This window comes from Streptomyces sp. NPDC088923 (assembly GCF_044749745.1).
Taxonomy (GTDB): domain Bacteria; phylum Actinomycetota; class Actinomycetes; order Streptomycetales; family Streptomycetaceae; genus Streptomyces.
Window position 1 is genome coordinate 107,538 of the sequence record NZ_JBIVIO010000004.1, and the last position, 22,217, is coordinate 129,754.

Consider the following 22,217-nt stretch of genomic DNA (forward strand, 5'->3'; position numbering starts at 1 on the left):
CCCGCCTCACCCTCCGTCCCGGCCGCGCGCCGCCCCTTCGCGGGCGCGCCGCGCGGCCCCGTACCCGTACCCCTGTTCCCTCCGGCCTGCCCCCAGGAGGCTCGCTGTGCCCCAATGGCTGATCTACACCCTCGCCTCCGTGCTCGTCTGCGCGCTCGTCGTCGGCGCCGCCGCGCTCAGACAGCGCCGCGTCACCGACGAGGACACCTCCGAGACGCCCGACGTCCTGGAGTACATGGTGATGATGGTGGGCGTCGTGTACGCCATCGTCCTCGGCCTCGCCATCGCCGGTGTCTGGGAGGCCCGCCAGGCCGCCGACGACACCGTGCAGCGCGAGGCGCAGTCGCTCTACGAGATCGACCAGCGGCTCGACGTCTACCCCGCGGCCTTCCGCGAGCAGGTGCGCACCCACATCGACGCCTACGCGCGGCACACCGTCACCGCGGAGTGGCCGGAGATGGAGGCAGGGCGCGAACCGGACGCGAAGGGCGCGGCGCTGCTCGCGAAGATCCGCTCCGACCTCGCCCACCGCGAGCCCGCCGACGAACTCCAGGCGCAGGCGTACCAGCCGCTCCTCGACCAGGTCGCCGCCGCCGACGACGCGCGCCACCAGCGCATCGACTCCGCCGGGTCCACGCTCCCGGGCAGCGTCTGGTTCGGTCTCATCGCGGGCGGCGCGGTGACGCTCGGCCTGCTCTACACCCTCCAGATCCGCCGCACCACCCGCGAGGTCGTGCTCGCCACGACGTTCAGCGCGCTCGTCGTCTTCCTGCTCTTCCTCGTGTGGAGCTTCGACGCGCCGTTCGGGCGCGACGGGCTCGACTCGGCGCAACCACTGCTGGAGTTGTACGCGACGGGCGGCTGAGCGGCAGGGCGGAAACCGGCGGCGCGGCGCACGCTGTTATCGGACCTTGACCTGATCGCCCGGTAGTCCGCGCGTGCGGGGGCACTCGGACGGAGTCGTCTTCGAGGGAGCTCCACCGTGTTGTTCGTCGCGTGCCTGCTGCTGCCGCTCGCCGCCGTCCTGCTCTTCGCGATGGACCGGGTGGAGGACTGGATGGGGTCCTCCGCCGGGTCGTCGCCGATCCGGCGAGCGCGCCGGGAGCGAAGCGTGCCGGACACCGGACACCGTACGCGTCACCTCCGGCTCGTGCGCGATACGGACGTGGCCACGACGGCCGCCGAGCGGACGGCCGCCGCGCCGCGCGAGAGCGCGGACAAGCGCCGCGCCGCCTGAGCCGGAAGCGGGCACAGCGCCGGGCGGACCGGGGCACATCGCAGGGCATACCGTCGGGCGGGCAGGGGACAGCGCATCCGGGAGCCGGGCACGTGCCGCTCAGGCGCACCGAAACGGGTGGGCCGTTTTCTCCCCGTATCGCGCCTAAAGTTCCCCCATGCCGCCCGAGTCCACCCCCGCCGACGGCCCCCGCGCGCCCCTCGGCAGCACCGGCGCCCCGGACCCGCTCTCCAGTCCCCAGGTCCTCGGCGAGCGCCTCAAGGAGCGCATCTACGCCTCGCTCACGCTGCTCGCCGTCCTCGTCGGGTACGGGCAGAGCGAACACGCCAGCCACGAGGGGGTCGCCGTGGCCGTCGCCGCGACCGCGCTCGGGCTGTGGCTCGCGACCCTCGTCGCCGACCTCCAGGCCCACCCCGTCGCGCACGCCCGCCGGGCCGGTTCGCACGCCGTGCGCCACGCGCTCTACACGAGTAGCCCCCTGCTCACCTCCGCCGCAGGACCCCTCCTCCTGACCGCGCTCTCGGCGCTCGGCGCCATGGAACTGGACACCGCGCTGTGGATCTCGGTCGGCAGCGAGGTCGCGGCGCTCGCGCTGTGGGGGTACGCGGGCGGACGGCGCTCGGGCCGAGGAGTGCCCCGGGCCGTGCTCTCGGCCGTGCTCAACGCGGTGATCGGGGTCTTCGTGGCGGGGGTGAAGGTGCTCGCGGGGCACTGAGAGCCGCCCGGGCATTCAGGTGGCGGGGCGGGGAGTCACGACTGGTCCCGCCCTCCACGGGGTACCCGCCAGTAACGATCAAGTCCGTGCCGTACGGCGGCGCGGCGGGACGAAGGCGGTGCGGAGCATGGCGGAGCGGCGGCACGGGAGCGAAGCGGGCGCGGTCGAGGGCGATTTCTTCAAGATCGTGGACCTGCTGGACGGCGAGGAGCGCAAACTCCTGGAGCGCGTACGGGAGTTCCTGCGGGCCGAGGTCGCGCCGCACGCCAACGAGCTGTGGGAGGCGGGGCGCAGCCCGGTCAGCCTGCGCGGGCGCATCGCCGAGCTGGGGATCACCGGCGAGGAGGGCGACGAGGAGGGCGTACCGGCTCGCAGCAGTCTCTTCCGGGGGGTGCTCGGCATGGAGATGGCGCGCGTCGACCCGTCGTTCGCCACCTTCTTCGGGGTGCACGCCGAGCTGGCGATGGGCTCGGTACGGGCCTGCGGCTCAAAGGAGCAGAAGGCCCGCTGGCTGCCCGCGATGACCCGCTGGGAGAAGCTCGGCGCCTTCGCCCTCACCGAACCCCTCGTCGGCTCCGGCACCGCCGCCGGGCTCACCACGACCGCGCGCCGCGAGGGCGACACGTGGGTGCTCGACGGCGAGAAGAAGTGGATCGGCAACGGCTCCTTCGCCGATCTCCTCGTCGTGTGGGCGAGGGACGTGGCCGACGACCAGGTCAAGGGCTTCGTCGTGGAGCACGGCGCCGAGGGGCTGAGCGCCGAGGTCATCCCCCACAAGATCGCGCTGCGCGGCGTGCAGAACGCCCACCTCGTGCTCGACGGGGTCCGCGTCCCCGAGGCCGACCGGCTCCAGCGCGCGGAGTCCTTCGCCGACACGAACCGGGTCCTGCGCGTGACGCGCGCGGCCGTGGCCTGGACCGCGACGGGCTGCGCGCTCGGCGCGTACGAGGCGGCGCGGGCGTACGCCGTGGAGCGCGAGCAGTTCGGCCGCCCCATCGGCTCCTTCCAGCTCGTGCAGGACCTCCTCGCCCGGATGCTCGCCGACATCACCGCCTGCCAGACCCTCGCCGTGCGCCTCGCCGCGCTGGAGGAGAAGGACGAACTGAGCGACGCTCAGGCCGCGTTGGCCAAGATGTTCTGCACGACCCGGATGCGCGAGACCGTCGCCCGCGCCCGCGAGGTCCTCGGCGGCAACGGCATCCTCCTCGACCACGGCGCGGCCCGCTTCTTCGCCGACGCGGAGGCGCTGTACTCGTACGAGGGCACGCGGGAGATGAACTCGCTCATCGTGGGCCGCGCGGCGACGGGGCTGAGCGCCTTCGTGTGAGGGGCGCGGGGGCCTACGCGGCCACCGGCCCCACCCGCACCTCGCCCCGTGCCCCCGCCAGGAACGCGGCGAGTCCCGCGCCCTCCGCCTCGACCCCGGCCAGCTCGGCGCCCGTCAGCTTCCGCAGCGGCGTCACCGTCACGACCCCCTTCTCGGCCCGCCACACCGCCCGCACGACCCCGTCGACGAGCACGGTGCCGGGGACGAGGCCGTTCTTCGAGAAGAGGTACGGGCGCGCGGCCTCCGGCACGATGCGGCCGCGGTCGGCGTACGAGAGCAGGACGTTGTCGAACTCGGCGAGGAACCGGACGGGCGCGGGCGCCTCGGGTCCCGGGCGCGGCGCCTCCGGCAGGTCGAGGAGCGCCGCGCCGTCCTCGTCCCGTACCCGCAGCAGGTCCGGCATCGCGTCGGTCACCTCGCGCAGGCGCGTGAGCCCGCACCACGCCTGGACGTCCGCGACCGTCGCGGGACCGAAGGCCGCGAGGTAGCGCCGCACCAACTCCGGCAACCCCGACGCACGTTGCTCCGCGCCGAGCCACGCCTCCGCCGTCGCGTACCGGGTCGCGCCGCCCGCGCCCCACACGGCGCGCGGCGGCACCTGGACGAGCGCCACCGTCGTCCGCGCCACGTCCGCGAGCACCTTCGCGGGTGTCCCCGGCAACAGCTCGGCGAGCGCGGCGCCCAGCTCGGTCGGCGTCAAGGGGCCCCGCGCGTCGAGCACTTCGCGCGTGAGCCGCGCGATCCGCTCCGCGTCGGCGAAGGCCGCGCGCACCTTTGCCCGGTGCCCGCGCACGAGCACAGGCCGCACGAGCGGTCGCAGCGCGAGGCAGTCCGCCGCGCTCACGAGGTGCACGGTGCCCCGGTGCAGCAGCACCCGTACGAGCCGCCGCGAGCTGAGCGCTTCGGCCAGTTCCTCGTGCCGGAAGCCCTCGATCCGCGTCCACAGCCCGGTGTACGGCGGCCACGGCGCCTGCGCCTGCATCCCGACGAGGTGCTCGACCATCGCGACAGCGGGCGTCCGCACCCGCGCGTCGAGGTGCTGGCGGGCGAGCGTGGCGCGGTTGAGGGCGCGGCGGGTGAGTACGGCGGTCACAAAACGCTCCTCGGTGCGGGCGGGGCGGAGCCGACGCGGGTGGGCGAGGCCAGTGCACCGTACGCGGGATGGCGGACGGAAGCGGTCCGCCTCGGGTCCCCGCGCGCCCCGCGCCCGGATTCCCACCGTTTTCCCACCGTCCGCCGACCCGTCCGGAACGTGGCCGGGGCACTCTCGTCCCCATGGCACCGACACTCGACTCCAGGGCGCACCTGACGCGGCTGCTGCAACGCGCGGGCTTCGACGCGGGCGGTGACGCGGTGGACGCCGCCGAGAAGGCGGGCTTCGACGCGACGCTCGATCGCCTGCTCGGCGACCGGGATTCCGGCGACGACCCCGGGGCCGTACCCGCCCCGGACTTCGCGCCGCTGCCCCCGCGCAACAGCGAGGCGGCGCGGCGGAAGAAGGAGGGCGCGGGCGCGAAGAAGCGCGAGAAGGAGAAGAAGTCCCCGCCCGCGTCCCCTGGTGATCCCTCCTCCTCCCACGACACGGTGCCCTCCGGCGCTTCGCCCTCCCCCCGGGAGACGGAAGGCACCGACCCGCACAAGGACCCCGTGCGCGAGCACTACCGCGAGGTACTGCGCGAGCAGCGCGAGGAACTGACGCTGTGGTGGCTGGAGCGGATGGTCGCCACCGAACGGCCGTGGACCGAGAAGCGCACCCTCCTGTGGCACAACCACTGGGCGACCTCGATCAAGAAGGTCAAGTCCGGCGCGGCGATGCTCCAGCAGAACGAGACCCTGCGCCGGCTCGGCGGCGGCGACTTCCGCACGCTCGCCCGCGCCATGGTCGTGGACCCCGCCCTCATGGTGTGGCTCGACGCGGACGGCAGCACCGCGAAGGCGCCCAACGAGAACCTGGGCCGCGAGTTCATGGAGCTCTTCGTGCTCGGCGTCGGCAACTACAGCGAGACGGATGTCCGGCAGGCCGCCGCGGCGCTCACCGGCTGGACGCTGGACCGCCACGCGAACCCGTGGAAACCGGTGTTCCGCGCCGCACGGCACGCGAAGGGGCCCGAGACGGTCGTCGGGCGGACGGCGGACTTCACCGCGCGCTCCCTCGTCGATCACCTTGTCGCGCTGCCCGCCTCGCACGCCCACGTCGCCGGGCGCATGTGGGGAGTGCTTGTCAGCAACGAGAACAAGCCCTCCGCGAGCGCGCTCGCCCGGCTGGTCAAGGCGTACGGCTCCGCGCGCGACACCACCGCCCTCTTCCGCGCGCTCTTCACCGACGCGGCGTTCGCCGATCCCGCCAACGTCCTCGTGAAGCAGCCCGTGGAGTACGTGGTGGGCAGCCTGCGGGCGCTGGGGTTCCGGCCCCGGGACCTGCCGGAGAAACAGCGCACCGCGCTGCTGCTCCACACCCTCACCGGGCTCGGCCAGGTGCCCTTCGCCCCGGACAGCGTCGGCGGCTGGCCCGCGGGGGCCGCCTGGCTGACGACCTCCGCCGCACAGGCCAGGATCGGCTTCGCGCAGACGCTCGTCCGCCACGCCGACCTGGGCGAGATCGAGAAGACGGCCGCGAAGGACCGCGCCGAACTGCTCGCGCGCACCCTCGGCGTGGGGGAGTGGGGTGCCGCGACGCGCGGCGTGCTCACCGCGGCGGCCCGCGACCCGATGCGGGTCACCGCCCTCGCCCTGACCGCCCCCGAACACCTCGTCCTGCGCTGAGCGAACCGCGCGAGGACCGCCGCCCGCACCGTGGCGACCACCGCGCGCACCCCGAGGACCACCGCCGCCGTCACCGCACCGAAAGGCATCTCCCGTGGACACCTGGACCCGACGCAAGTTCCTCGTCACGAGCGGCGTGACGGCCGGCGCGGCGCTCGCCGCCGGGGCGGGCGCCTGGGGGGTGGACGAACTCCTCGCCACCGGCTCCGGCACCCCGGACGGCGAGGCGTCGACCCTCGTGCTCGTCACGCTCTACGGAGGCAACGACGGCCTCAACACCCTCGTCCCCGCCGCCGATCCGCACTACCAGGACCTGCGTGGCGACCTCGCCTACGAGGAGGACGAGGTGCTGCCGCTCGGCGAGGGCCTCGGCCTCAACCCGGGCCTGAAGAACCTCAAGAAGCTCTGGGACGACAAGCACCTCGCCGTCGTGCGCGGCGTCTCCTATCCCAAGCCCGATCACAGCCACTTCCGTTCGATGGCCATCTGGCAGACCGCCTCACCGGCCGGCCCGGTCCCCTCCGGCTGGCTCGGCCGGTGGCTGGACCGAGCGGGGGACGGCGATCCGCTCAAGGGCGTCTCCGTCGGCGCGACGCTCCCGCCGCTCATGGCGGGCACGAAGACGGCGGGCGCCGCGGTGCGCCTCGGCGGCAAACCGCTGCCCGACGCGTGGCAGCGTGCCTGCGCGGAACTCTCCCACCCGGACGAGGACGCGCACCCCCTCCTGCGCAGGGCCGCCACCTCGCTCGGCGATCTTCGCCAGGTGTCGCGTTCCTTCGACGCGAAGAGCGACAGCACCTCGGGCGAGAAGGACGAGAGGGACGAGAAGGGCGAGGACGACCAGGACGGCGCCACCGAGGGAAACGAGGGCGGCTCGGCCGGGGCCGAGAGCGCGCTCGGAGCGCAACTCGACGTCGTCGCCCGTGCGATCGAGGCCGGTGTCTCCACGCGCGCCTACAGCGTGAGCCTCGGCGGCTTCGACACGCACGCCAACGAGAAGGCCACGCAGTCCCGGCTCCTCGCGGGACTCGACCGTGACCTCGGCGGCTTCCTGAGCCGCGTGCGTCGCACCGCGGCGGGCCGCAAGGTCGTCGTCGCCGTCTACTCCGAGTTCGGCCGCCGCCCGAAGGCCAATGCCAACCAGGGCACCGACCACGGCACGGCCGGACCGCTCTTCGTCCTCGGCGAACCCGTCCGGGGCGGCTTCCACGGCGAACAGCCCGCGCTCGACGACCTCACGGACGACGACCTGCGGACGACGACGGACTTCCGCACCGTCTACGCGACGCTGCTGCGCGAGGTGCTCGGCACCGACCCGGGCGCGGTGCTCGACGGCTACGACAAGACGCTCGCCTTCCTGTGAGCACCCGGCGCCCGGCCCCGCTCACCGCGCCGCGGGCAGCGTCACGGTGACCAGGGTGCCGCCACCGGGGGCCGCCGCGCACGCGGCGGTCCCTTCGTGCGCCTCGGCGACGGCGGCCACGATGGCGAGACCGAGCCCCGTCCCCTCGCCGCGCCCCGTACCGGCGCGGTAGAAGCGCTCGAACACCCGGCGCGCGGCGTCGGGCGGTACACCGGGGCCCTCGTCGCCGACGGCGAGCACGACACTCCCGCCCTCCCGCCGCACGGTGACGTGCGCGGCCGTCCCCTTCGGGGTGTGCCGGCGGACGTTGGCGAGCAGGTTGTCCACGACCCGGCGCAACTGCTCGGCGTCCCCGTCCACGAGGGCGCCGTCCTCGGCGTCCACGGTGAGCGGGCGCCCGGGGGCGACGACGCGGCCCGCGGCAACGGCTTCGCGCACCGTGGCGGCCAGGTCCAGCCGCGTGTGCGCCCGGGCGGGCACGGCGTCGAGCCGGGCGAGCAGCAGCAGGTCGTCCACGAGGCGCTGCATCCGCAGCGCCTCCGCCGTGATGCCCCGCATCGCGCGCTCGCGGTGCGCGGGCTCCTCCAGCACGCCCTGGTGGTGCAGGTCCGCGTACCCGAGCACGGCGGTCACCGGGGTCCGCAGCTCGTGCGAGGCGTCCGCGACGAACCGGCGCAGCCGCTCCTGCGTGGCCCGCTGACCGGCGAGCATCGCGTTCAGCGCCGCACCGAGCCGGCCCACCTCGGTGTCCTCGTCCGCCGGTGCGACGTCGCCGCCCGCCCGCCCGGCGGTGATGGCGTCGGCGTCCTCGGCCATGACCTCCAGCGGCCGCAGCCCGCGCCGCAGCACCCCGAGCCCGGCCCCGCCGAGCAGGACCAGCACCCCGCCCGTGGCCACCGCCTCCACCACGAGGAGCCGGCGCAGGGTCTCCCGCACGTCCGCGAGCGGCACGGCGGCGACGAGCACGCCGCGCCCGGCGACCCGCTGCGTCAGCACCCGGAACTCCGGCCCGCCGTCCCGCTCCGCCGGCACGGTGACCGGGTCCCGCGTCCCCGGGCGGGGCAGCGGATCGGGCAGCCGCGGCGCGTCACCGGCCGTGCGCAGTCCCGGCGCCAGCTCGCGCACCGAGCCGTCGGGCCTGCGCAGGCGCAGGAAGAACTCGGAGGCTCCCAGGAGCCGTACGTCGTTGCCGAGCGCCTGCCCCGGGGGCGCCTCGGTGAGCTGCTGGGACACCCGCTGCCGCACGGCCCGCAGCGTGGTGTCCGTACGGTCCGTGAGGTAGCCCCGCAGTGCGCCGTAGACGACCGCGTCCAGGACGAGCAGCGCGAGCGCGGTCGAGGCGAGCAGGGCGAGGAGCAGCCGTCCGCGCAGCGAGCGGGGCCGCGGCAGGCGCGCTCTCACGGCGCCTCCGGCGCGCGCAGGGTGTAGCCGATGCCGCGCCGCGTCTCGATGAGCGAGGGGCCCGGGCCGTCGAGCTTGTGCCGCAGGTAGGAGATGTACGTCTTCACCCCCCCCGGGTCGCCGCCCTCCTGCCCCCACACGTGCTCCAGCAGTTGCCCGTGCGTCAGCACCCGGCCCTGGTGGGCCAGGAGGTGGCGCAGCAGCCGGTACTCGGTGGGGGAGAGGTCCACGAGCCGTCCGCCCCGGCGCACCTCGTACGTGGCGGTGTCGAGCTCCAGGTCCGCGCAGCTCAGCACCCGCGCCGCGGCGGGAGCCTCGCGGCGGCGCAGCACGGCCCGCACGCGGGCGGCGACCTCGGCGAGCCGGAACGGCTTGGTGATGTAGTCGTCGGCGCCGAGGTCGAGCCCGGCGACGATGTCCTCGGGGCTCTCCCGGGCGGTCAGGAAGACCACCGGGACCCGCCCCCCGCCCTCACGCAGCCGGCGCACCACGGCGAAGCCGTCGAGGTCCGGAAGCACGACGTCGAGCAGGACGAGGTGGAAGCCGCCCTCGCGCGCGGCCGTGAGGGCGGCCCGCCCGGTCGTCGCCTCGGCCACCTCGTAGCCCAGAAAGCGCAGCGAGGTGGCCAGCACGTCGAGGATGGCCGGTTCGTCGTCCACCACGAGGAGCCGGGTCCCCGCGGCCATGTCGTCCCGCACAGTCATGACGGCCATCCTGGCACCGCCCGGCGCGGTGCGGGCCGGGCGGGCCTGCCCCCCCGGCGCGCTCAGCCCGTCGGCCGCTGGAACTCCGGCTGGTCGATGACCCGCAGCCAGCTCCCGTCCGGCTGCCGCCGCACGACCTGGGCCCGCGCGCCCGCGCCGTCCTTCGGCGGCGTCGAGGTGAGGGCGAGGTCGCCGTGGACGAGCGTCGGCAGCGGCTCCTCGGGCGTGAAACGCGGCGCGGCGGCGAGCATCTTGCCGATCAGCTCGCGGATCGCCGCGCGCCCCACGGTGACGTTCCCCGGCGGGTATGCCATCACGGCGTCCTCCGCGTACAGCGCCGCGACCCCGTCCGCGTCGCCCGCGTTCGCGCGTTCCACGAAGAGCCGGGTCAGATCCTCCGGCCGCAGGGCCTTCTCGTACTCCGTCATGCTCGGTGCCTCCAGATCGGGATCGTCCGCACCACGAGTCTCGGGCGCCGCCCGCTCAGAAGTCCAAGCAATGTTTTCGATCCGGCCTATCATCCACACTTATGGAGCTGCGTCACCTGCGGTACTTCCTCGCCGTCGCCGACGAGGGCGGATTCACGCGCGCCGCCGCGCGCCTGCACGTCAGCCAGCCCGGGATCAGTGCGCAGATAGCGCAACTGGAACGGGAGTTGGGCGCCGTGCTCTTCGACCGCTCGGCTCGCGCGGTGCGGCTCACGGAGGCGGGCGAGGTGGTGCTGCGGCACGCGCGGCAGGTGCTCGCGGCGGAGCGCGGGCTGCGCGAGGCCGTCGACGAACTCAACGCGCTCGTGAGGGGCAGCCTCGTCGTCGGCATGATCATGGCCTGCACCGTCGAGCCGTTCTTCACCGCGCTCGCCGCCTTCCACCGCGCGCACCCCGGGGTCGCGCTGCGGCTCGTCGAGGACGACTCGGACCGCCTCGCCGCGCGCGTGCGCGAGGGCTCGATCGACCTCGCGCTGATCGGCGCCGCGCACCGCGCGCCCGCGGACCTCGCGGCGCGCGAGGTCGTGAACGAACCGCTCGCCGTCGCCGTCCCGCCCGATCACCCCCTGGCAGCGCGCGATGCCGTGACCCTGGACGCGCTCCTCGCACACCCGTTGCTGTGCCTGCCGCACGGTACGGGCATCCGCGCGAGCCTGGAGGCGGCGTGCGCGGAACGCGGTCTCGCCCCGGCCGTCGCGATGGAGGCGAACGCGCCGGGGGCGGTCCTGCACCTCGCCGCGCGCGGACTCGGAGCGGCCGTGCTCTCCGCCTCGATGGTGGAGGACGTGCCGGGGCTGCGCGCGCTGCGGCTCGAAGGTACGGCGGTACGCGGCGTGTTGGCACTCGTCACGCGGCGGGCGGCGCCCTCACCGGCTCTCGCCGCGCTCCTCGCGCGCTGCGAGGAGGCCTTCGGCACGGCGGGGGGCCCGCCGCGACAGCGACGGGCCCCCGGTGCGCGCGTGTCCGCCTAACCGTTCAGCGTCCACTTCTGGTTGGTCCCTCCGGTGCACGTCCAGATCTGCGCCCTCGCGCCGTTCGCGGTCGAACGGTCGGTCACGTCAAGGCACTTGTTGGCCGCCGTGTTCACCACGTCGTGGCTCGCCGCGTCGTACGTCCACCGCTGGGCGCCGGTGCCGTTGCAGTCGTAGAGCTGCACCTTCGCGCCGTCCGTCGTGGAACCCCCGGTCACATCGAGGCACTTGCCGTTGGTGCGGACTGTGCCGTCCGTCCCGATCGTCCAGCGCTGGTTGGCGGCCCCCGTGCACGACCAGGTCTGCACGGCTGAGCCGTTCGCCGTTCCGGAGGCGTCCAGGCACTTGCCGCCGAGCCCGGTGAGCGTCCCCGCGCGTTCGGTGCCGCCGCCCGGGTTGCCGCTCTGCGTCCCGTCCCACGTGAAGGTCGCGGACGTCTTGCCGGGGAGCTGGTAAGTGAAGTGCTGGCCGCCCCAGTTGACGGTGAAGGTACGCGCCGACGAGGACTCGTTGTAGGCGAGGAGCGCCTTCGAACCGTCCGTGTTGCGCCATGCCACGTTCGGCACGTCGCCGCTCGCCGTGGAGGCGATGCGGCTCGCGCCCGGGTGCACGAACTTCGTGAGGTGCCCCATCGTGTAGTACTCGATGGTGTAGTCGACCTGCCCGCTGCGGCCGTCCCCGTCGTGGACCGTGATCAGCCCGTCGCAGGTGCCGCAACCCCCGTTGTGCGGGCCCCTGTTCTGGTCGACGGCGAGGGACCACTTCGTCACCGACTTCGCCCAGTTGCGGGTGTAGTCGATGATGTTGCGCATGTCCTCGGTCTGCTGGTTGGCGATCCAGGTGCCGCCGGAGTGCTCGGTCTGGAAGGCGTCCAGTTGCGGGTACTTGTCGTGGACCTGCGACTGCTTGGTCACGTCGCCGCCGTAGCCGTGCCACGCGATGCCGCCGAAGTTCGGGTGGCTGCGCACGGCCGCGTCGTCCACGGTGGGCGCCGCGTAGGCGTCGTACGTGTCCCAGTTCCAGTCGTGCGCGAGCACCTTCGTCTTCAGCCCTGCAGAGGCCAGCTTGGGCAGCAGCTCGCTCTTCGTGAAGTACGCGAGTCCGGAACCGTTCCAGCTCATCGAGGGGTAACTGTCGCAGCACGTCGGCTCGTTCTGCGCGGTCACGTAGTCGATGGGCACCCCGGCGGCCTGGTACGCCTGGATGTACTTCACGAAGTAGTTCGCGTACGTGCCATAGTTCTCGGCCTTGAGCCAGCCGCCGTTGAGCTGTCCGTTGTCCTTCATCCAGGCGGGCGCGGTCCACGGCGAAGCGACCGTGGTGAGCTGCGGGTTGAGGCGCTTGGCCTGCTGTGTGAGCGGCAGGACGCCCGCCTGGTCGTGGGCGATGGAGAACTTCGCGAGCGAGGGATCGCTCTGCCCGGCGGGCACGTCGTCGTACGTGTAGCCGAAGCGCGCGAGGTCGGAGCCGCCCATCGGGTTGCGCAGGAACGAGAGCCCGATGCCGTCCGTCGGTGAGAAGAGCTTCGTCATCGTCTGGTCGAGTGTGGACTGCGAGAGCGCGCCGCTCTCCTTCATGAGGTACGCGGCGGTGTCGGTGAAGGAGGCGCCGCCGCCCGTGAAGGTCTGGTAGCGCGTGTTCTCGTCCACGGAGACGGTCGTGCCGCTGTTCGCCGTACCGGACTGGAAGGCGAACGGGGCCTGTTGCTGGAGTCCGCGCGTGACGTGCCGGCCCCCTGAGTCGTCGGTCGTCGTGAGGTACGCGGTGACCTGCTCGCCCGCCGCGTGCACGGGAGCGGTCCCCGCCGCGCCGAGCCCGGCGGCGGCGAGCGCGCCGGTGAGCAGGAGGCGGACGAGGCGGCGCGGGGGAGTGGCCGGAGTGCCGGGAGCGGACCGGAGCCGGGGTCTGGGAGACATGCGGGTGCCCTCCGTGGTGGGGGTGGGGTGGGGGTGGAGCGGTGGGGCGGTGGGGCGGCCTCGGCCGCGCGAGGAGGCTGCCCCGCTCGCGTGCGAACCGACCGTTTTCTACGGGTAGTTGGTCAGGTAGGCGACGTTGCTGCTCGGCGTCACCTTGGCACCCGTGTTGTTGATGATGTGGTTGATGGTTCCCTTGCCGCCGAGGACGGTGGTCACCATGTCGTGGAAGCGGACCCCGCTCGTCTGCGGGACCTCGAAGGAGTGGTCCTCCACGACGGACGGGTTCACCTGGGCGAAGGCGTAGCTGCCCAGGCCCCACGCCTCGTGACTCGTCACGTTGTTCGCGACCTTGTAGGCGGGGTAGCCCTGCGTCGAGCCGTTCGTCCAGGAACCCTGGTCCGGCGGGTCGTAGGGCAGCTCGTTCTGGAAGAAGTACGTGCGTCCGCCGTTGCCGTTCCAGATGACCTGCGTCTTCTTGTAGTGCTCGACGAACAGGCCGTACGCGGTGACGTTCTGCCCGTTGACGACGAGTCCCGTGTCGGCGGTGTTGGTGTTCCAGCCGACCGTGCCGCCGTTGCCGTGGTCGGCGCGCCAGGCCCACGTGTGGTCGATGACCGTGTGGTCGCTGTTGACCACGAGGGAGGTCGTCGCCTTGCCGAGCGTCGCGCCGCCGATCCGCAGGAACACGTCGTTGAGGACCGTCGGGTTCGCGGCGTGGCTCGCCGAGGCGCCGCTCGGGCCGACCTCCATGAGCGTCCGCGAGGTGGTGGTGCCCGCGTCGATGAGGAGCCCGGCGACGCGGATGCCGTCCACGTCGGCCGTGGTGAGCGCGGTGATCCCGTTGTCGGGGACGAGCGTCGCGAGGCCCAAGCCGAGGACGACCTGATCGGGCTTGGTCACCTTCAGCGTCTGGTCGAGGTGGTAGACGCCCGGCGTGACGAGCAGGTTCTTGCCGGAGGCGAGCGCCGCGTTCATGTCGGCGGCGGAGGCACCGGGCTTCGCCACGTAGAACTCGTCGAGGGACAGGTCCCTGCCGGTCTGCTTCTTGCCGCTCCAGGTGGTCGCCGCCGCGTTCGTCTGGAGGCCCGGCACGTAGACCTTCCAGGCGCCCGCGCCGTCGACGTGCGGGAAGGGCTTCTCTGCGTTGACCGGGGCCGCGCCGACCGTCGTGTACGTGGGGAAGTTCTGCGCGGGCGCGCCCTGGTCGCCGACGAAGACCATGTTCCAGTTCGACCCGGACCACGAGCCCATCGAGCTGTTCTTGGTGAGGAACTGCTGCTGCGAGCCGGACTGGATCTGCCCGTCGATCTTGCTGTCCGAGATGAACCCGCCGCTCGACCAGCCGCCGTCGTCCAGCTTGAGGTTCCCGCGCACGTGCATCCGGCGGTACGGGGCGGCCTGCGAGACCGCCCAACGGTCCGAGCCGCCCGTGGGATTGACCGACATGTTGTCGGCCTCGCGCCAGAAGTTCTGCGTCGCGTTGCCCTGGAACCAGTCGGCCTCGGCGTGCACGGCCCCGTTGATCGTCACGTCGTCGGGGCTCATGCCGAGCCCGGCGGCCTGCGTGTAGAAGCCGACGTTGACGTCCGCGCTGTACGTGCCGGGCTTGAAGAGGACCGCGTAGCGCTAGGAGCCGAACTGGTTGCTCTGCTGCTGGTCGAAGATCGAGTTGAGGCGGGACTGGATCGTCGCGGCGGACATCGACGGGTCGAAGACGACCACGTTCGGGCCGAGATCGGGGTCCTTGCCGTTCGGCGGCGTCGTCGTGCCGCCCGCGTAGTCCCACTTCTGGTTCGGTGTCCCGGCGCAGTCCCAGACCTGGAGCGCGGCGCCGTTCGCGTTGTTGTTGTCCTTGATGTCGAGGCACTTCCCGGCGGCCTGGTTCACGAACTGCCCGCCGGTGTACTGCCACTTCTGCGAGGCGAGGGAGTCGTAGCAGGTCCACAGGTGGGTGGCGGTGCCGTCGGCGGTGCCGCCGTTCACGAGATCCAGGCACTTGCCCTTGGCGGTGAGCGAACCGTTGGCGCTGAGCGTCCACGTCTGGTTGGGGCCCGGGGAACACGTCCACATCTGGGCCGGAGTGCCGTCGGCGGTCGAACCGTCCTTCACGTCGAGGCACTTGCCGTTGCCCTGGCTGACGATCGGCCCCGGCGTCGCCGCGCTCGCGGCGGTGCCGTCCACGGCGACGAGGGTCCCGGCCCCGAGCAGCACGACGGCCGCGGCCGTCGCGAGCGTCCTGGGGCGCCGTCTCGGGCGGGTACGGGGGCGGGTACGGGCTGGAGGCATGCGGGTGTCCTTCCTGGGGCGGTGGGGGTGGGGAAGGAGGACCGGCCGGAGCGTCGGCCGTGAAACATTTACATGAGTGGTGCGAACCGCTGCGTACAACCGGTGAAGTTAGAGGGACGCCGGGGGAGCGTCAAGAGTAATGACGTGTACGCGCAAGGGAATTGACGACAGCGCAGGTCAGTCGTGGTGGTAGGTCGCCGGGGCGGGCCGTCCGGCGCGCGTCCGGCCTGTTCACGCGTGCAAGGGATGGAGCCGGACGGAGCGGTGGCGGCCCGCCCGCCGCCGTTTCTTGTTTCAAACGCGACATGCCGGCGGCGCCGTCGAGTCCCGTACGACCAGAGGCGTCGCGAGTTCGACGTGCAGCGTGTCGACGGCGTGGCCCGCGACGAGGCGGACGAGGAGCGAGACCGCCATGCGGCCCATCTCCTCCAGCGGCTGGCGGACCGTGGTGAGCGCGGGCGTGATGCTCTGGCCCAGCTCGCTGTCGTCGAAGCCCGTGACCGAGAGGTCCCCGGGGACCGTGAGCCCCGCCTCGCGCGCCGCGCGGATCGCCCCCGCGGCCGTCTTGTCGTTGAAGGCGACGAGAGCCGTCGGGCGGGGGGTACGGGACAGCAGCAGCCGGGCCGCCGTGTGGCCCTCGTGGGTCGTGGGCTCGGCGATCGCGGCCAGGAGCGCCGGATCGGGCAGCAGCCCGGTCTCGCCGAGCGCCGCGGTGTGGCCCACGAGGCGGTTGCGGCTCGCGAGCCAGTCGGCGGGGCCGCCGATGAAGCCGATCCTGCGGTGGCCGAGGCCCAGCAGGTGCCGCGTCACGCGCCGCGCCCCGGCCGCGTGCGCGGCCGAGACGGAGGCGACGGTCTCGGGCAGTTCGGCTCGCGGGTCCACCACGACGAGCGGGTAGCGGCGCGCGTGCAGCGCCTCCAGGTCGCGGGTCGAACCCGGCGGCAGGACGAGCACGGCACCCGCGATCCCCTGCTGCTCGGGCAGCGCGAGCAGCGCCGAGGTGTCGTCCTGCGCGCTCTCGCCCGCGAGCACGAGCGCACGGCGGCCGTGCAGCGCCAGGGTCTCCACGACGGACGTGACGATCGTGCCGAAGTAGTCGGTCAGCGCGTACGGGCAGTACACGAGTACGGGCGGCGCGCCGCCCCGCGTTCGCGCGAAGCCGCTCCCCAGCCGCTGCGCCGCCTCGCGCACCGCCCGCTGCGTCCCCTCCGAGACCCGCGTGCTCCCGTTGACCACCCGCGACACCGTCGCGATCGACACGCCCGCCTCGTCCGCGATGGCCCGGAACGTCACCCGCCCACCCGGCCGCCTGCCCATACGCCTCCCCCGTTCGTCGAGGCCCACCCTCCGTCAGGGGCGGGGGAGGGGGCAAGGCGGGGCCGCGCGGAACCTCGTCGGGCCGCGCGGAACCTCTCGGGGCCGCTCAGGTTCTCATGGGTGCCGCACGGCATCGCGTCCACGGAACCCTGCGGGCTGCCACGCCGGCTCCGGCGCGGCAGCCCGCCCCGTACCTCAGACCGTCGCCGTCACCTTCCGCCCGTCGAGGAGCGAGCGGTGGATCTCCTCCGCCCGGACCGCCACGGTGGAAAGGAGCGTGCTCGTGAGGCCGTGGGTGTGCTCCGTGCCGCCCTGGAGGTAGATGCCGGCCGTGACCTCGGGTGCGGTCTCCACGCGGTGGTCGCGGTCCACGCGCAGCGCGTCGCCGTCGTCGCGCAGGCACAGCTTCGCCGCGTCGCCGAGGAGCGTGCCGAGGTCGCGCGGGCGGTAGCCGGTGGCGAGGACGAGGATGTCGGCCGCCAGCACCTCGCGCTCGCCCGTGGGCAGGAACTCCACCGTGACGTCCAGCGGAGCGCCCGGGGAGACCTCCCTGATCCGCGAGACGTTGAGGAAGCGCAGCCGCTCGCGCCCCGCGACCTTCTCGCGGTACGCGGTCGCGTAGAGCGACTCGATGAGGTCCATGTCGACGACCGAGTAGTTGGTCGAGCGGTGGTAGTCGAGCAGGGACTGCTTCACCTGCGAGGGCGCCGAGAAGTAGACGTCCACCGCGTCGGGATCGAAGACGCGGTTCGCGAAGGGGCTGTCGTCGGCGGGCGTGTAGCCGTACTTGGCGAACACCGAGCAGACCTCGGCGTCCGGGAACGTCCGGTGCAGGTAGTCCACCGACTCGGCGGCGCTCTGCCCGGCGCCGAGCACGACCGCGCGCCGCACCGGGGTGCCGGAGCGCGCCAGTTCCTCCGCGCGCGGGATCAACGCGCTGTTGTGCCAGACGCGTTCGCCCAGGCTCAGCCCCGGCGGCACGTGCGCCTCCAGGCCCAGCGCGACGCTGATGTTGCGCGCCCGGTGCCTCGTGCGGGCACCCCCGGCGTCCCGGCTCGTGACGTCGAAGCACGTCACCTCGCCGTCCTCGGCGCGCACCGGGTCCACGGCCACGACCTCGCTCCCGTACGCGACCTGGTGCGCGACCCGCGCCGCCGCCCACTCGAAGTACTCGTGGAACTCCGCCCGCAGCGGGAAGAGCGTCTTCTGGTTCAGGAAGTCGATCAGGCGCCCTCGCTCGCGCAGGAAGCACAGGAAGCTGTAGTCGCTGGTCGGATTGCGCAGCGTGACGAGGTCCTTGAGGAAGGACACCTGCATCGTCGCGTCGTCGATCAACATCCCCCGGTGCCAGCCGAAGCGGGGCTGGCGCTCCAGGAACAGCGCGTCGAGGCGGCGGTCCGCCGCGAGGTGCGCGTTGTGTTCCTCAACGGCTATGGACAGAGCGAGATTCGACGGGCCGAAACCGATCCCGACAAGGTCGTGGACGGGCTCGGAACCCGTAACAGGTGCATTCACCTTGGCATCGCCTCCTCAGGCAACGACATGTTAGATAAGGTAAGGCTTACCTAGCAATGCGGTCGTGGAGGGATGCACATCATGCGGGTCGTCATGCTCGGCTACCAGACCTGGGGTCATCGCACGCTGCGGGCGCTGCTCGACTCCGGGCACGAGGTGGCGCTCGTCGTCACGCACCCGAAGAGTGAGCACGCCTACGAGAAGATATGGGACGACAACGTCGCCGAACTCGCCGAGAAGAACGGGGTGCCGGTCCTGCTGCGCAACCGGCCCGACGACGACGAACTCCTCGACGCGGTACGGGAGGCGCACCCGGACATCATCGTCGCCAACAACTGGCGCACGTGGCTGCCGCCCGAACTGTTCGACCTGCCCCCGCACGGCACGCTCAACATCCACGACTCGCTGCTCCCGGCCTACGCGGGCTTCTCGCCGATCATCTGGGCGCTCGTCAACGGCGAGGAGCGCGTCGGTGTCACGGCGCACCGCATGAACGCCGAACTCGACGCGGGCGACGTCCTCGTGCAGCGCTCGGTACCGGTCGGGCCCACCGACACGGCGACGGACCTCTTCCACCGCACGGTCGACCTCATCGAGCCCCTCGTCCGCGAATCGCTCGACCTCATCGCCTCCGGCCGTGACGCGGGCCAGTGGGTGCCGCAGGACCGCGCCCGCGCGAGCTTCTTCCACAAGCGCGCGGACGAGGACAGCCGCATCGACTTCCACTGGCCCGCCGAGCGCCTGGAACGGCTGGTACGGGCGCAGTCCGACCCGTACCCGAACGCCTACGCCTTCCACCGGGGCAAGCGCCTGCGCATCGTCTCGGCGGGCGTCTCGGAGGGCCGTTACGGGGGCACCCCGGGCCGGATCTTCATCCGTGAGGGCGACGGCGTGGTAGTCGTCGCGGGGCCCGAGGCGCACACGGGGCGGCACCCCGGGCTGCTCGTGCGGCGGGTGCGGACGGAGGACGGCACGGAGTACGCCGCGCGGGACTACTTCCGCACGATGGGCGGCTACTTGACGTCGCGGCCCTGAGGGGCGGTGGTCCCGGCACCGACCGGGACCGGGGCAGCCTCCGGGGCGGGAATCCCGGTACGGGGCGGGGCCGCGTCGTCGGCGCCCCGCCCCGTACCCGCGTCCCCGCGCCCGCCGTCCCCGTGGTGCCGGCTCAGCGGGATGACCAGCGGGGTGTGGCTGACCGGGTCCTTCGTGATGCGGCAGCGCAGCCCGAAGACGTCCTCCACGATCGCCTCCGTGACGACCTCGGCGGGCGCGCCCTGCGCGACGATCCGGCCGGCCTTCATCGCGATGACGTGATCGGCGTACCGGCACGCCTGGTCGAGGTCGTGCAGGACCATCACGATCGTGCGGCCCTCGCGCCGGTTGAGGTCCGTGACGAGGTCGAGGACGTCGACCTGGTGGGCGAGGTCGAGGTACGTCGTGGGCTCGTCCAGGAGCAGGACGGGGGTGCCCTGCGCGACGGCCATCGCGATCCACGCGCGCTGCCGTTGGCCCCCCGACAGTTCGTCCACGGCGCGGTCGGCCAGCTCCGTGAGCCCGGTGGCGGCGAGCGCCGCGTCGACCGCCTCCTCGTCCGCCTTCGACCACTGCCGCCACCAGGTCTGGTGCGGGGCCCGGCCCCGGCCCACGAGGTCCCCGACGGTGAGGCCCTCGGGCGCCACGGGGGACTGCGGCAGGATGCCGAGCTTGCGGGCGAGTTCCCGCGTGGGCACCGAGTGCAGTGCCGCGCCGTCGAGTTCGACGACGCCCTCGCGGGGGGCGAGGAGCCGGGCGAGGGCGCGCAGCAGCGTGGACTTGCCGCAGGCGTTGGCGCCCACGATGGCCGTCACCCGGCCCGTGGGGACGGTGAGGTCGAGATCGGCGACGACCGGGCGGCCGTCGTAGGCGAGGTGCAGGCCCCGGGCGCGCAGCTCGGGTCCGTTCGGCTCGGTGAGCGACATGGGTTCAGCCTCCAGAGCCCGCGCGGTTGACGCGGATGAGCAGCCACAGCAGGACGGGGGCGCCGAGGGCGCCGGTGACGACCCCGACCGGCAGCTCGGTCCCCGGGATCGCCTCGCGCGCGAGGAGATCGGCGCCGAGGACGACGAACGCGCCGGTGAGACCGGAGACGAGCGGGGGCGGCGCCGCGGTACCGGCGAGCCGCAGGGCGATCTGCGGGCAGGCGAGCGCGACGAAGGCGACCGGGCCGGCCGCCGCCGTACCGAAGGCGACGAGACCGACGCCGGTGAGCAGCAGCGCGAGCCGCACCGGCTGCACGGGGGTGCCGAGCCCGGCCGCGACGTCGTCGCCGAGCTGGAGCGTGCGCATCCAGCGGCCGAGGCCGAGGGAGAGCGGCAGCAGTACGACGAGGGCGATCGCGAGCGTGTCGACCTGCCCCCACGTACGGCCGTTGAGGTTGCCGACGAGCCAGCCGAGCGCGGCCTGTGCCTCGAATCGGTTGCCGCGCGCGACGAGGAAGTCCGTCGCGCTCGTGCAGATCCAGGAGACGCCGATGCCGACGAGGATGATGCGGTAGCCGGTCGCCCCGCCCTTCCACGCCAGCGCGTAGACGAGGAGCGCGGTCGCGAGCGCGCCGAGCAGGCCGAGCGTCGAGAGCCCGAGGCCGCCGCTCCAGCCGAGGACGACGGCGGCGACGACGGCGGTGCCCGCGCCCTCGGTGAGGCCGATCATGTCGGGGCTCGCGAGGGGATTGCGGGTCATCGTCTGGAAAAGGGCGCCCGAGACGCCGAAGGCGAGCCCCACGAGGAGCCCGGTGAGCGCGCGCGGCAGGCGCAACTCCCGCACGATGCTGAGGGTTCCCTCGTCGCCCGCGCCGAACAGGGCCTTGACGACCCCGGTGAGGCTCACGGGGTAGTCGCCGAGCGTGAGCCCCCAGCAGAAGAGCGCGAACGTGCCGAGGGCGAGCGCGATCCCCGTGAGCAGCAGGCGCGGGCGCAGGACGCCGGAGACGGGAGGGGTACGCAGCCGGAAGGGGCGGTCGCGCAGGACGGGGCGCTTCGCGGCGGCTGTTCCGGGCGCGGTTGTCCCGGGCGCGGCTGTTCCGGGCGCGGGGGACGAGGGCGGGGCGGACGGGGGCGGGGCGGACACGGGCTATACCTCCGCGAGCTTCCGGCGGCGGACCAGGGCGATGAAGAACGGCCCGCCGATGAAGGCGACGAGGACCCCGGCCTGTATCTCCGAGGGCCGGTCCACCATCCGCCCCACGATGTCGGCGGACAGGAGCAGTACGGGGGCGAGCGCGGCCGACAGCGGGAGCAGCCACCGGTGGTCGGGCCCGATCCCCGCCCACTGCGCGAGGACCCGCGCGAGGTGCGGGACGACGAGGCCGAGGAAGACCACCGGGCCGATGACGGCGACCGAGGCACCGGTGAGCAGCACGATCGCGGTCACCCCCTGGAGCCGTACGAGACCGAGCCGCCTGCCGAGCGAGGCGGCCACCTCGTCGCCGAGCGCGAGGCTGTTGAGCGCGGGCGCGCAGGCGAGGGCGAGCAGCGCGCCGACCGCGAGGAAGGGCAGGACGCGGGTGAGGTCGCCCGCGTCGCGGTCGGCGAGCGTGCCCGCCGACCAGAAGCGGTAGCGGTCCAGGGCGTCCTCGTCGGTGAGCACGACGGCGCTCGTGAGCGAGGAGAGCAGCGAGGTGACGGCGACCCCGGCAAGGGCCAGCTTGACCGGCGTCGCCCCCGATCGTCCCAGGCGCCCGAGGAGGAAGACCACGACACTGGCGACGAGGGCGCCGCCGAAGGCGAACCACACGTAGCCGTAGAGCGAGGCGACCCCGAAGACGGCGACCGAGACGACGATGGCGAAGGAGGCGCCCGCGCTCACCCCGAGAATCCCGGGGTCGGCGAGCGGATTGCGGGTCAGGGCCTGCATGAGCGCGCCCGCCATGCCGAGGGCCGCGCCCGTCGTGAGGCCGAGCAGGGTGCGGGGCACGCGCACGGACCAGATCACGTTGTCCGTGAGCCGGTCCGGCGGCTGCCCGAAGAGGGTGCGTACGACGTCGTCGAGCGGGACGCTCAGCGCCCCGAGCGCCACGGAGAGCAGGGACAGGACCACGAGCAGGGCGACGAGGAGTGCCACGAGAGCCGTGGTGCGCGGTCTTCCGGAGGTTCCGCCTGAGGTCACGTGCCGGTCTCCATGCCGTAGTTCCCCTTGTCCGGCCGTAGTCGCCCTCGTCCGGCCGTAGTTGGTCT

At 73.3% G+C, this 22,217-nt stretch carries 18 protein-coding genes and 1 pseudogene; 8 read left to right on the forward strand and 11 right to left on the reverse strand.

The features are described from left to right. Positions 1 to 106: 106 nt before the first annotated feature. The 4 genes from ACIP4O_RS18590 (at position 107) to ACIP4O_RS18605 (ending at position 3,279) form a co-directional block, all read left to right on the forward strand. Positions 107 to 865, forward strand: coding sequence for a hypothetical protein (locus ACIP4O_RS18590; RefSeq protein WP_361332307.1), 759 nt, complete (start codon positions 107 to 109; stop codon positions 863 to 865). Positions 866 to 982: 117 nt separating this feature from the next. Continuing rightward, on the forward strand, positions 983 to 1,237 hold the full coding sequence (locus ACIP4O_RS18595) for a hypothetical protein (protein ID WP_401575649.1): 255 nt from the start codon (positions 983 to 985) through the stop codon (positions 1,235 to 1,237). Positions 1,238 to 1,394: 157 nt separating this feature from the next. Next, positions 1,395 to 1,952: a hypothetical protein gene (locus ACIP4O_RS18600; RefSeq protein WP_401575650.1), complete on the forward strand. Its 558-nt coding sequence runs from the start codon at positions 1,395 to 1,397 to the stop codon at positions 1,950 to 1,952. A gap of 127 nt (positions 1,953 to 2,079) precedes the next feature. Next, complete coding sequence (locus tag ACIP4O_RS18605) at positions 2,080 to 3,279, forward strand: acyl-CoA dehydrogenase family protein (protein ID WP_401575652.1); 1,200 nt, start codon at positions 2,080 to 2,082, stop codon at positions 3,277 to 3,279. A 13-nt stretch (positions 3,280 to 3,292) separates the two neighbouring features. On the opposite strand, the gene ACIP4O_RS18610 is transcribed toward ACIP4O_RS18605, so the two are convergent. Continuing rightward, complete coding sequence (locus tag ACIP4O_RS18610) at positions 3,293 to 4,372, reverse strand: winged helix DNA-binding domain-containing protein (protein WP_401575654.1); 1,080 nt, start codon at positions 4,370 to 4,372, stop codon at positions 3,293 to 3,295. 182 nt (positions 4,373 to 4,554) lie between these two features. Between ACIP4O_RS18610 and ACIP4O_RS18615 the strand changes: the two genes are divergently transcribed. Both ACIP4O_RS18615 and ACIP4O_RS18620 read left to right on the forward strand, forming a co-directional pair. Further along, positions 4,555 to 6,042, forward strand: coding sequence for a DUF1800 family protein (locus tag ACIP4O_RS18615; protein WP_401575656.1), 1,488 nt, complete (start codon positions 4,555 to 4,557; stop codon positions 6,040 to 6,042). Between the two features lie 94 nt (positions 6,043 to 6,136). Continuing rightward, positions 6,137 to 7,405, forward strand: coding sequence for a DUF1501 domain-containing protein (locus ACIP4O_RS18620; protein WP_401575657.1), 1,269 nt, complete (start codon positions 6,137 to 6,139; stop codon positions 7,403 to 7,405). Between the two features lie 21 nt (positions 7,406 to 7,426). Here ACIP4O_RS18620 and ACIP4O_RS18625 read toward each other — a convergent pair whose 3' ends face one another. The 3 genes from ACIP4O_RS18625 to ACIP4O_RS18635 form a co-directional block, all read right to left on the reverse strand. Further along, positions 7,427 to 8,806: a sensor histidine kinase gene (locus ACIP4O_RS18625; RefSeq protein ID WP_401575659.1), complete on the reverse strand. Its 1,380-nt coding sequence runs from the start codon at positions 8,804 to 8,806 to the stop codon at positions 7,427 to 7,429. After that, a complete protein-coding gene (locus ACIP4O_RS18630; protein ID WP_401575660.1) occupies positions 8,803 to 9,510 on the reverse strand; it encodes a response regulator transcription factor in 708 nt (235 codons plus the stop codon). The genes ACIP4O_RS18625 and ACIP4O_RS18630 overlap by 4 nt, the downstream gene beginning before the upstream one ends. A 62-nt stretch (positions 9,511 to 9,572) precedes the next feature. Next, complete coding sequence (locus ACIP4O_RS18635) at positions 9,573 to 9,938, reverse strand: YybH family protein (RefSeq protein ID WP_401575662.1); 366 nt, start codon at positions 9,936 to 9,938, stop codon at positions 9,573 to 9,575. Positions 9,939 to 10,039: 101 nt separating this feature from the next. Between ACIP4O_RS18635 and ACIP4O_RS18640 the strand changes: the two genes are divergently transcribed. After that, complete coding sequence (locus ACIP4O_RS18640; RefSeq protein ID WP_401575664.1) at positions 10,040 to 10,969, forward strand: LysR substrate-binding domain-containing protein; 930 nt, start codon at positions 10,040 to 10,042, stop codon at positions 10,967 to 10,969. Here the strand turns inward: ACIP4O_RS18640 and ACIP4O_RS18645 are convergent. From ACIP4O_RS18645 to ACIP4O_RS18660, 4 genes and pseudogenes are all read right to left on the reverse strand, one after another. Then, on the reverse strand, positions 10,966 to 12,885 hold the full coding sequence (locus ACIP4O_RS18645) for a ricin-type beta-trefoil lectin domain protein (RefSeq protein WP_401575666.1): 1,920 nt from the start codon (positions 12,883 to 12,885) through the stop codon (positions 10,966 to 10,968). The genes ACIP4O_RS18640 and ACIP4O_RS18645 overlap by 4 nt on opposite strands. 108 nt (positions 12,886 to 12,993) lie before the next feature. Then, a pseudogene (locus tag ACIP4O_RS18650) lies at positions 12,994 to 15,171 on the reverse strand (ricin-type beta-trefoil lectin domain protein). A 294-nt stretch (positions 15,172 to 15,465) separates the two neighbouring features. Next, the gene (locus tag ACIP4O_RS18655) at positions 15,466 to 16,488 is read right to left on the reverse strand and encodes a LacI family DNA-binding transcriptional regulator (protein ID WP_401575668.1); all 1,023 of its coding nucleotides are present in this window, start codon (positions 16,486 to 16,488) and stop codon (positions 15,466 to 15,468) included. Between the two features lie 195 nt (positions 16,489 to 16,683). After that, positions 16,684 to 18,003, reverse strand: coding sequence for a lysine N(6)-hydroxylase/L-ornithine N(5)-oxygenase family protein (locus ACIP4O_RS18660; RefSeq protein ID WP_401575670.1), 1,320 nt, complete (start codon positions 18,001 to 18,003; stop codon positions 16,684 to 16,686). 81 nt (positions 18,004 to 18,084) lie between these two features. Here ACIP4O_RS18660 and ACIP4O_RS18665 point away from each other — a divergent pair, with 81 nt between their 5' ends. Further along, positions 18,085 to 19,038 (forward strand): methionyl-tRNA formyltransferase, encoded by a 954-nt coding sequence (locus ACIP4O_RS18665; RefSeq protein WP_401576227.1) that lies wholly within the window; start codon positions 18,085 to 18,087, stop codon positions 19,036 to 19,038. On the opposite strand, the gene ACIP4O_RS18670 is transcribed toward ACIP4O_RS18665, so the two are convergent. The 3 genes from ACIP4O_RS18670 to ACIP4O_RS18680 all read right to left on the reverse strand — a co-directional run bounded on the left by ACIP4O_RS18670 (position 19,017) and on the right by ACIP4O_RS18680 (position 22,104). Beyond that, positions 19,017 to 19,964: an ABC transporter ATP-binding protein gene (locus ACIP4O_RS18670; RefSeq protein WP_401575672.1), complete on the reverse strand. Its 948-nt coding sequence runs from the start codon at positions 19,962 to 19,964 to the stop codon at positions 19,017 to 19,019. The genes ACIP4O_RS18665 and ACIP4O_RS18670 overlap by 22 nt on opposite strands. 4 nt (positions 19,965 to 19,968) lie before the next feature. Then, the gene (locus tag ACIP4O_RS18675; protein ID WP_401576229.1) at positions 19,969 to 21,009 is read right to left on the reverse strand and encodes a FecCD family ABC transporter permease; all 1,041 of its coding nucleotides are present in this window, start codon (positions 21,007 to 21,009) and stop codon (positions 19,969 to 19,971) included. A 105-nt stretch (positions 21,010 to 21,114) separates the two neighbouring features. Beyond that, complete coding sequence (locus tag ACIP4O_RS18680) at positions 21,115 to 22,104, reverse strand: FecCD family ABC transporter permease (protein WP_401576231.1); 990 nt, start codon at positions 22,102 to 22,104, stop codon at positions 21,115 to 21,117. Positions 22,105 to 22,217: the final 113 nt, after the last annotated feature.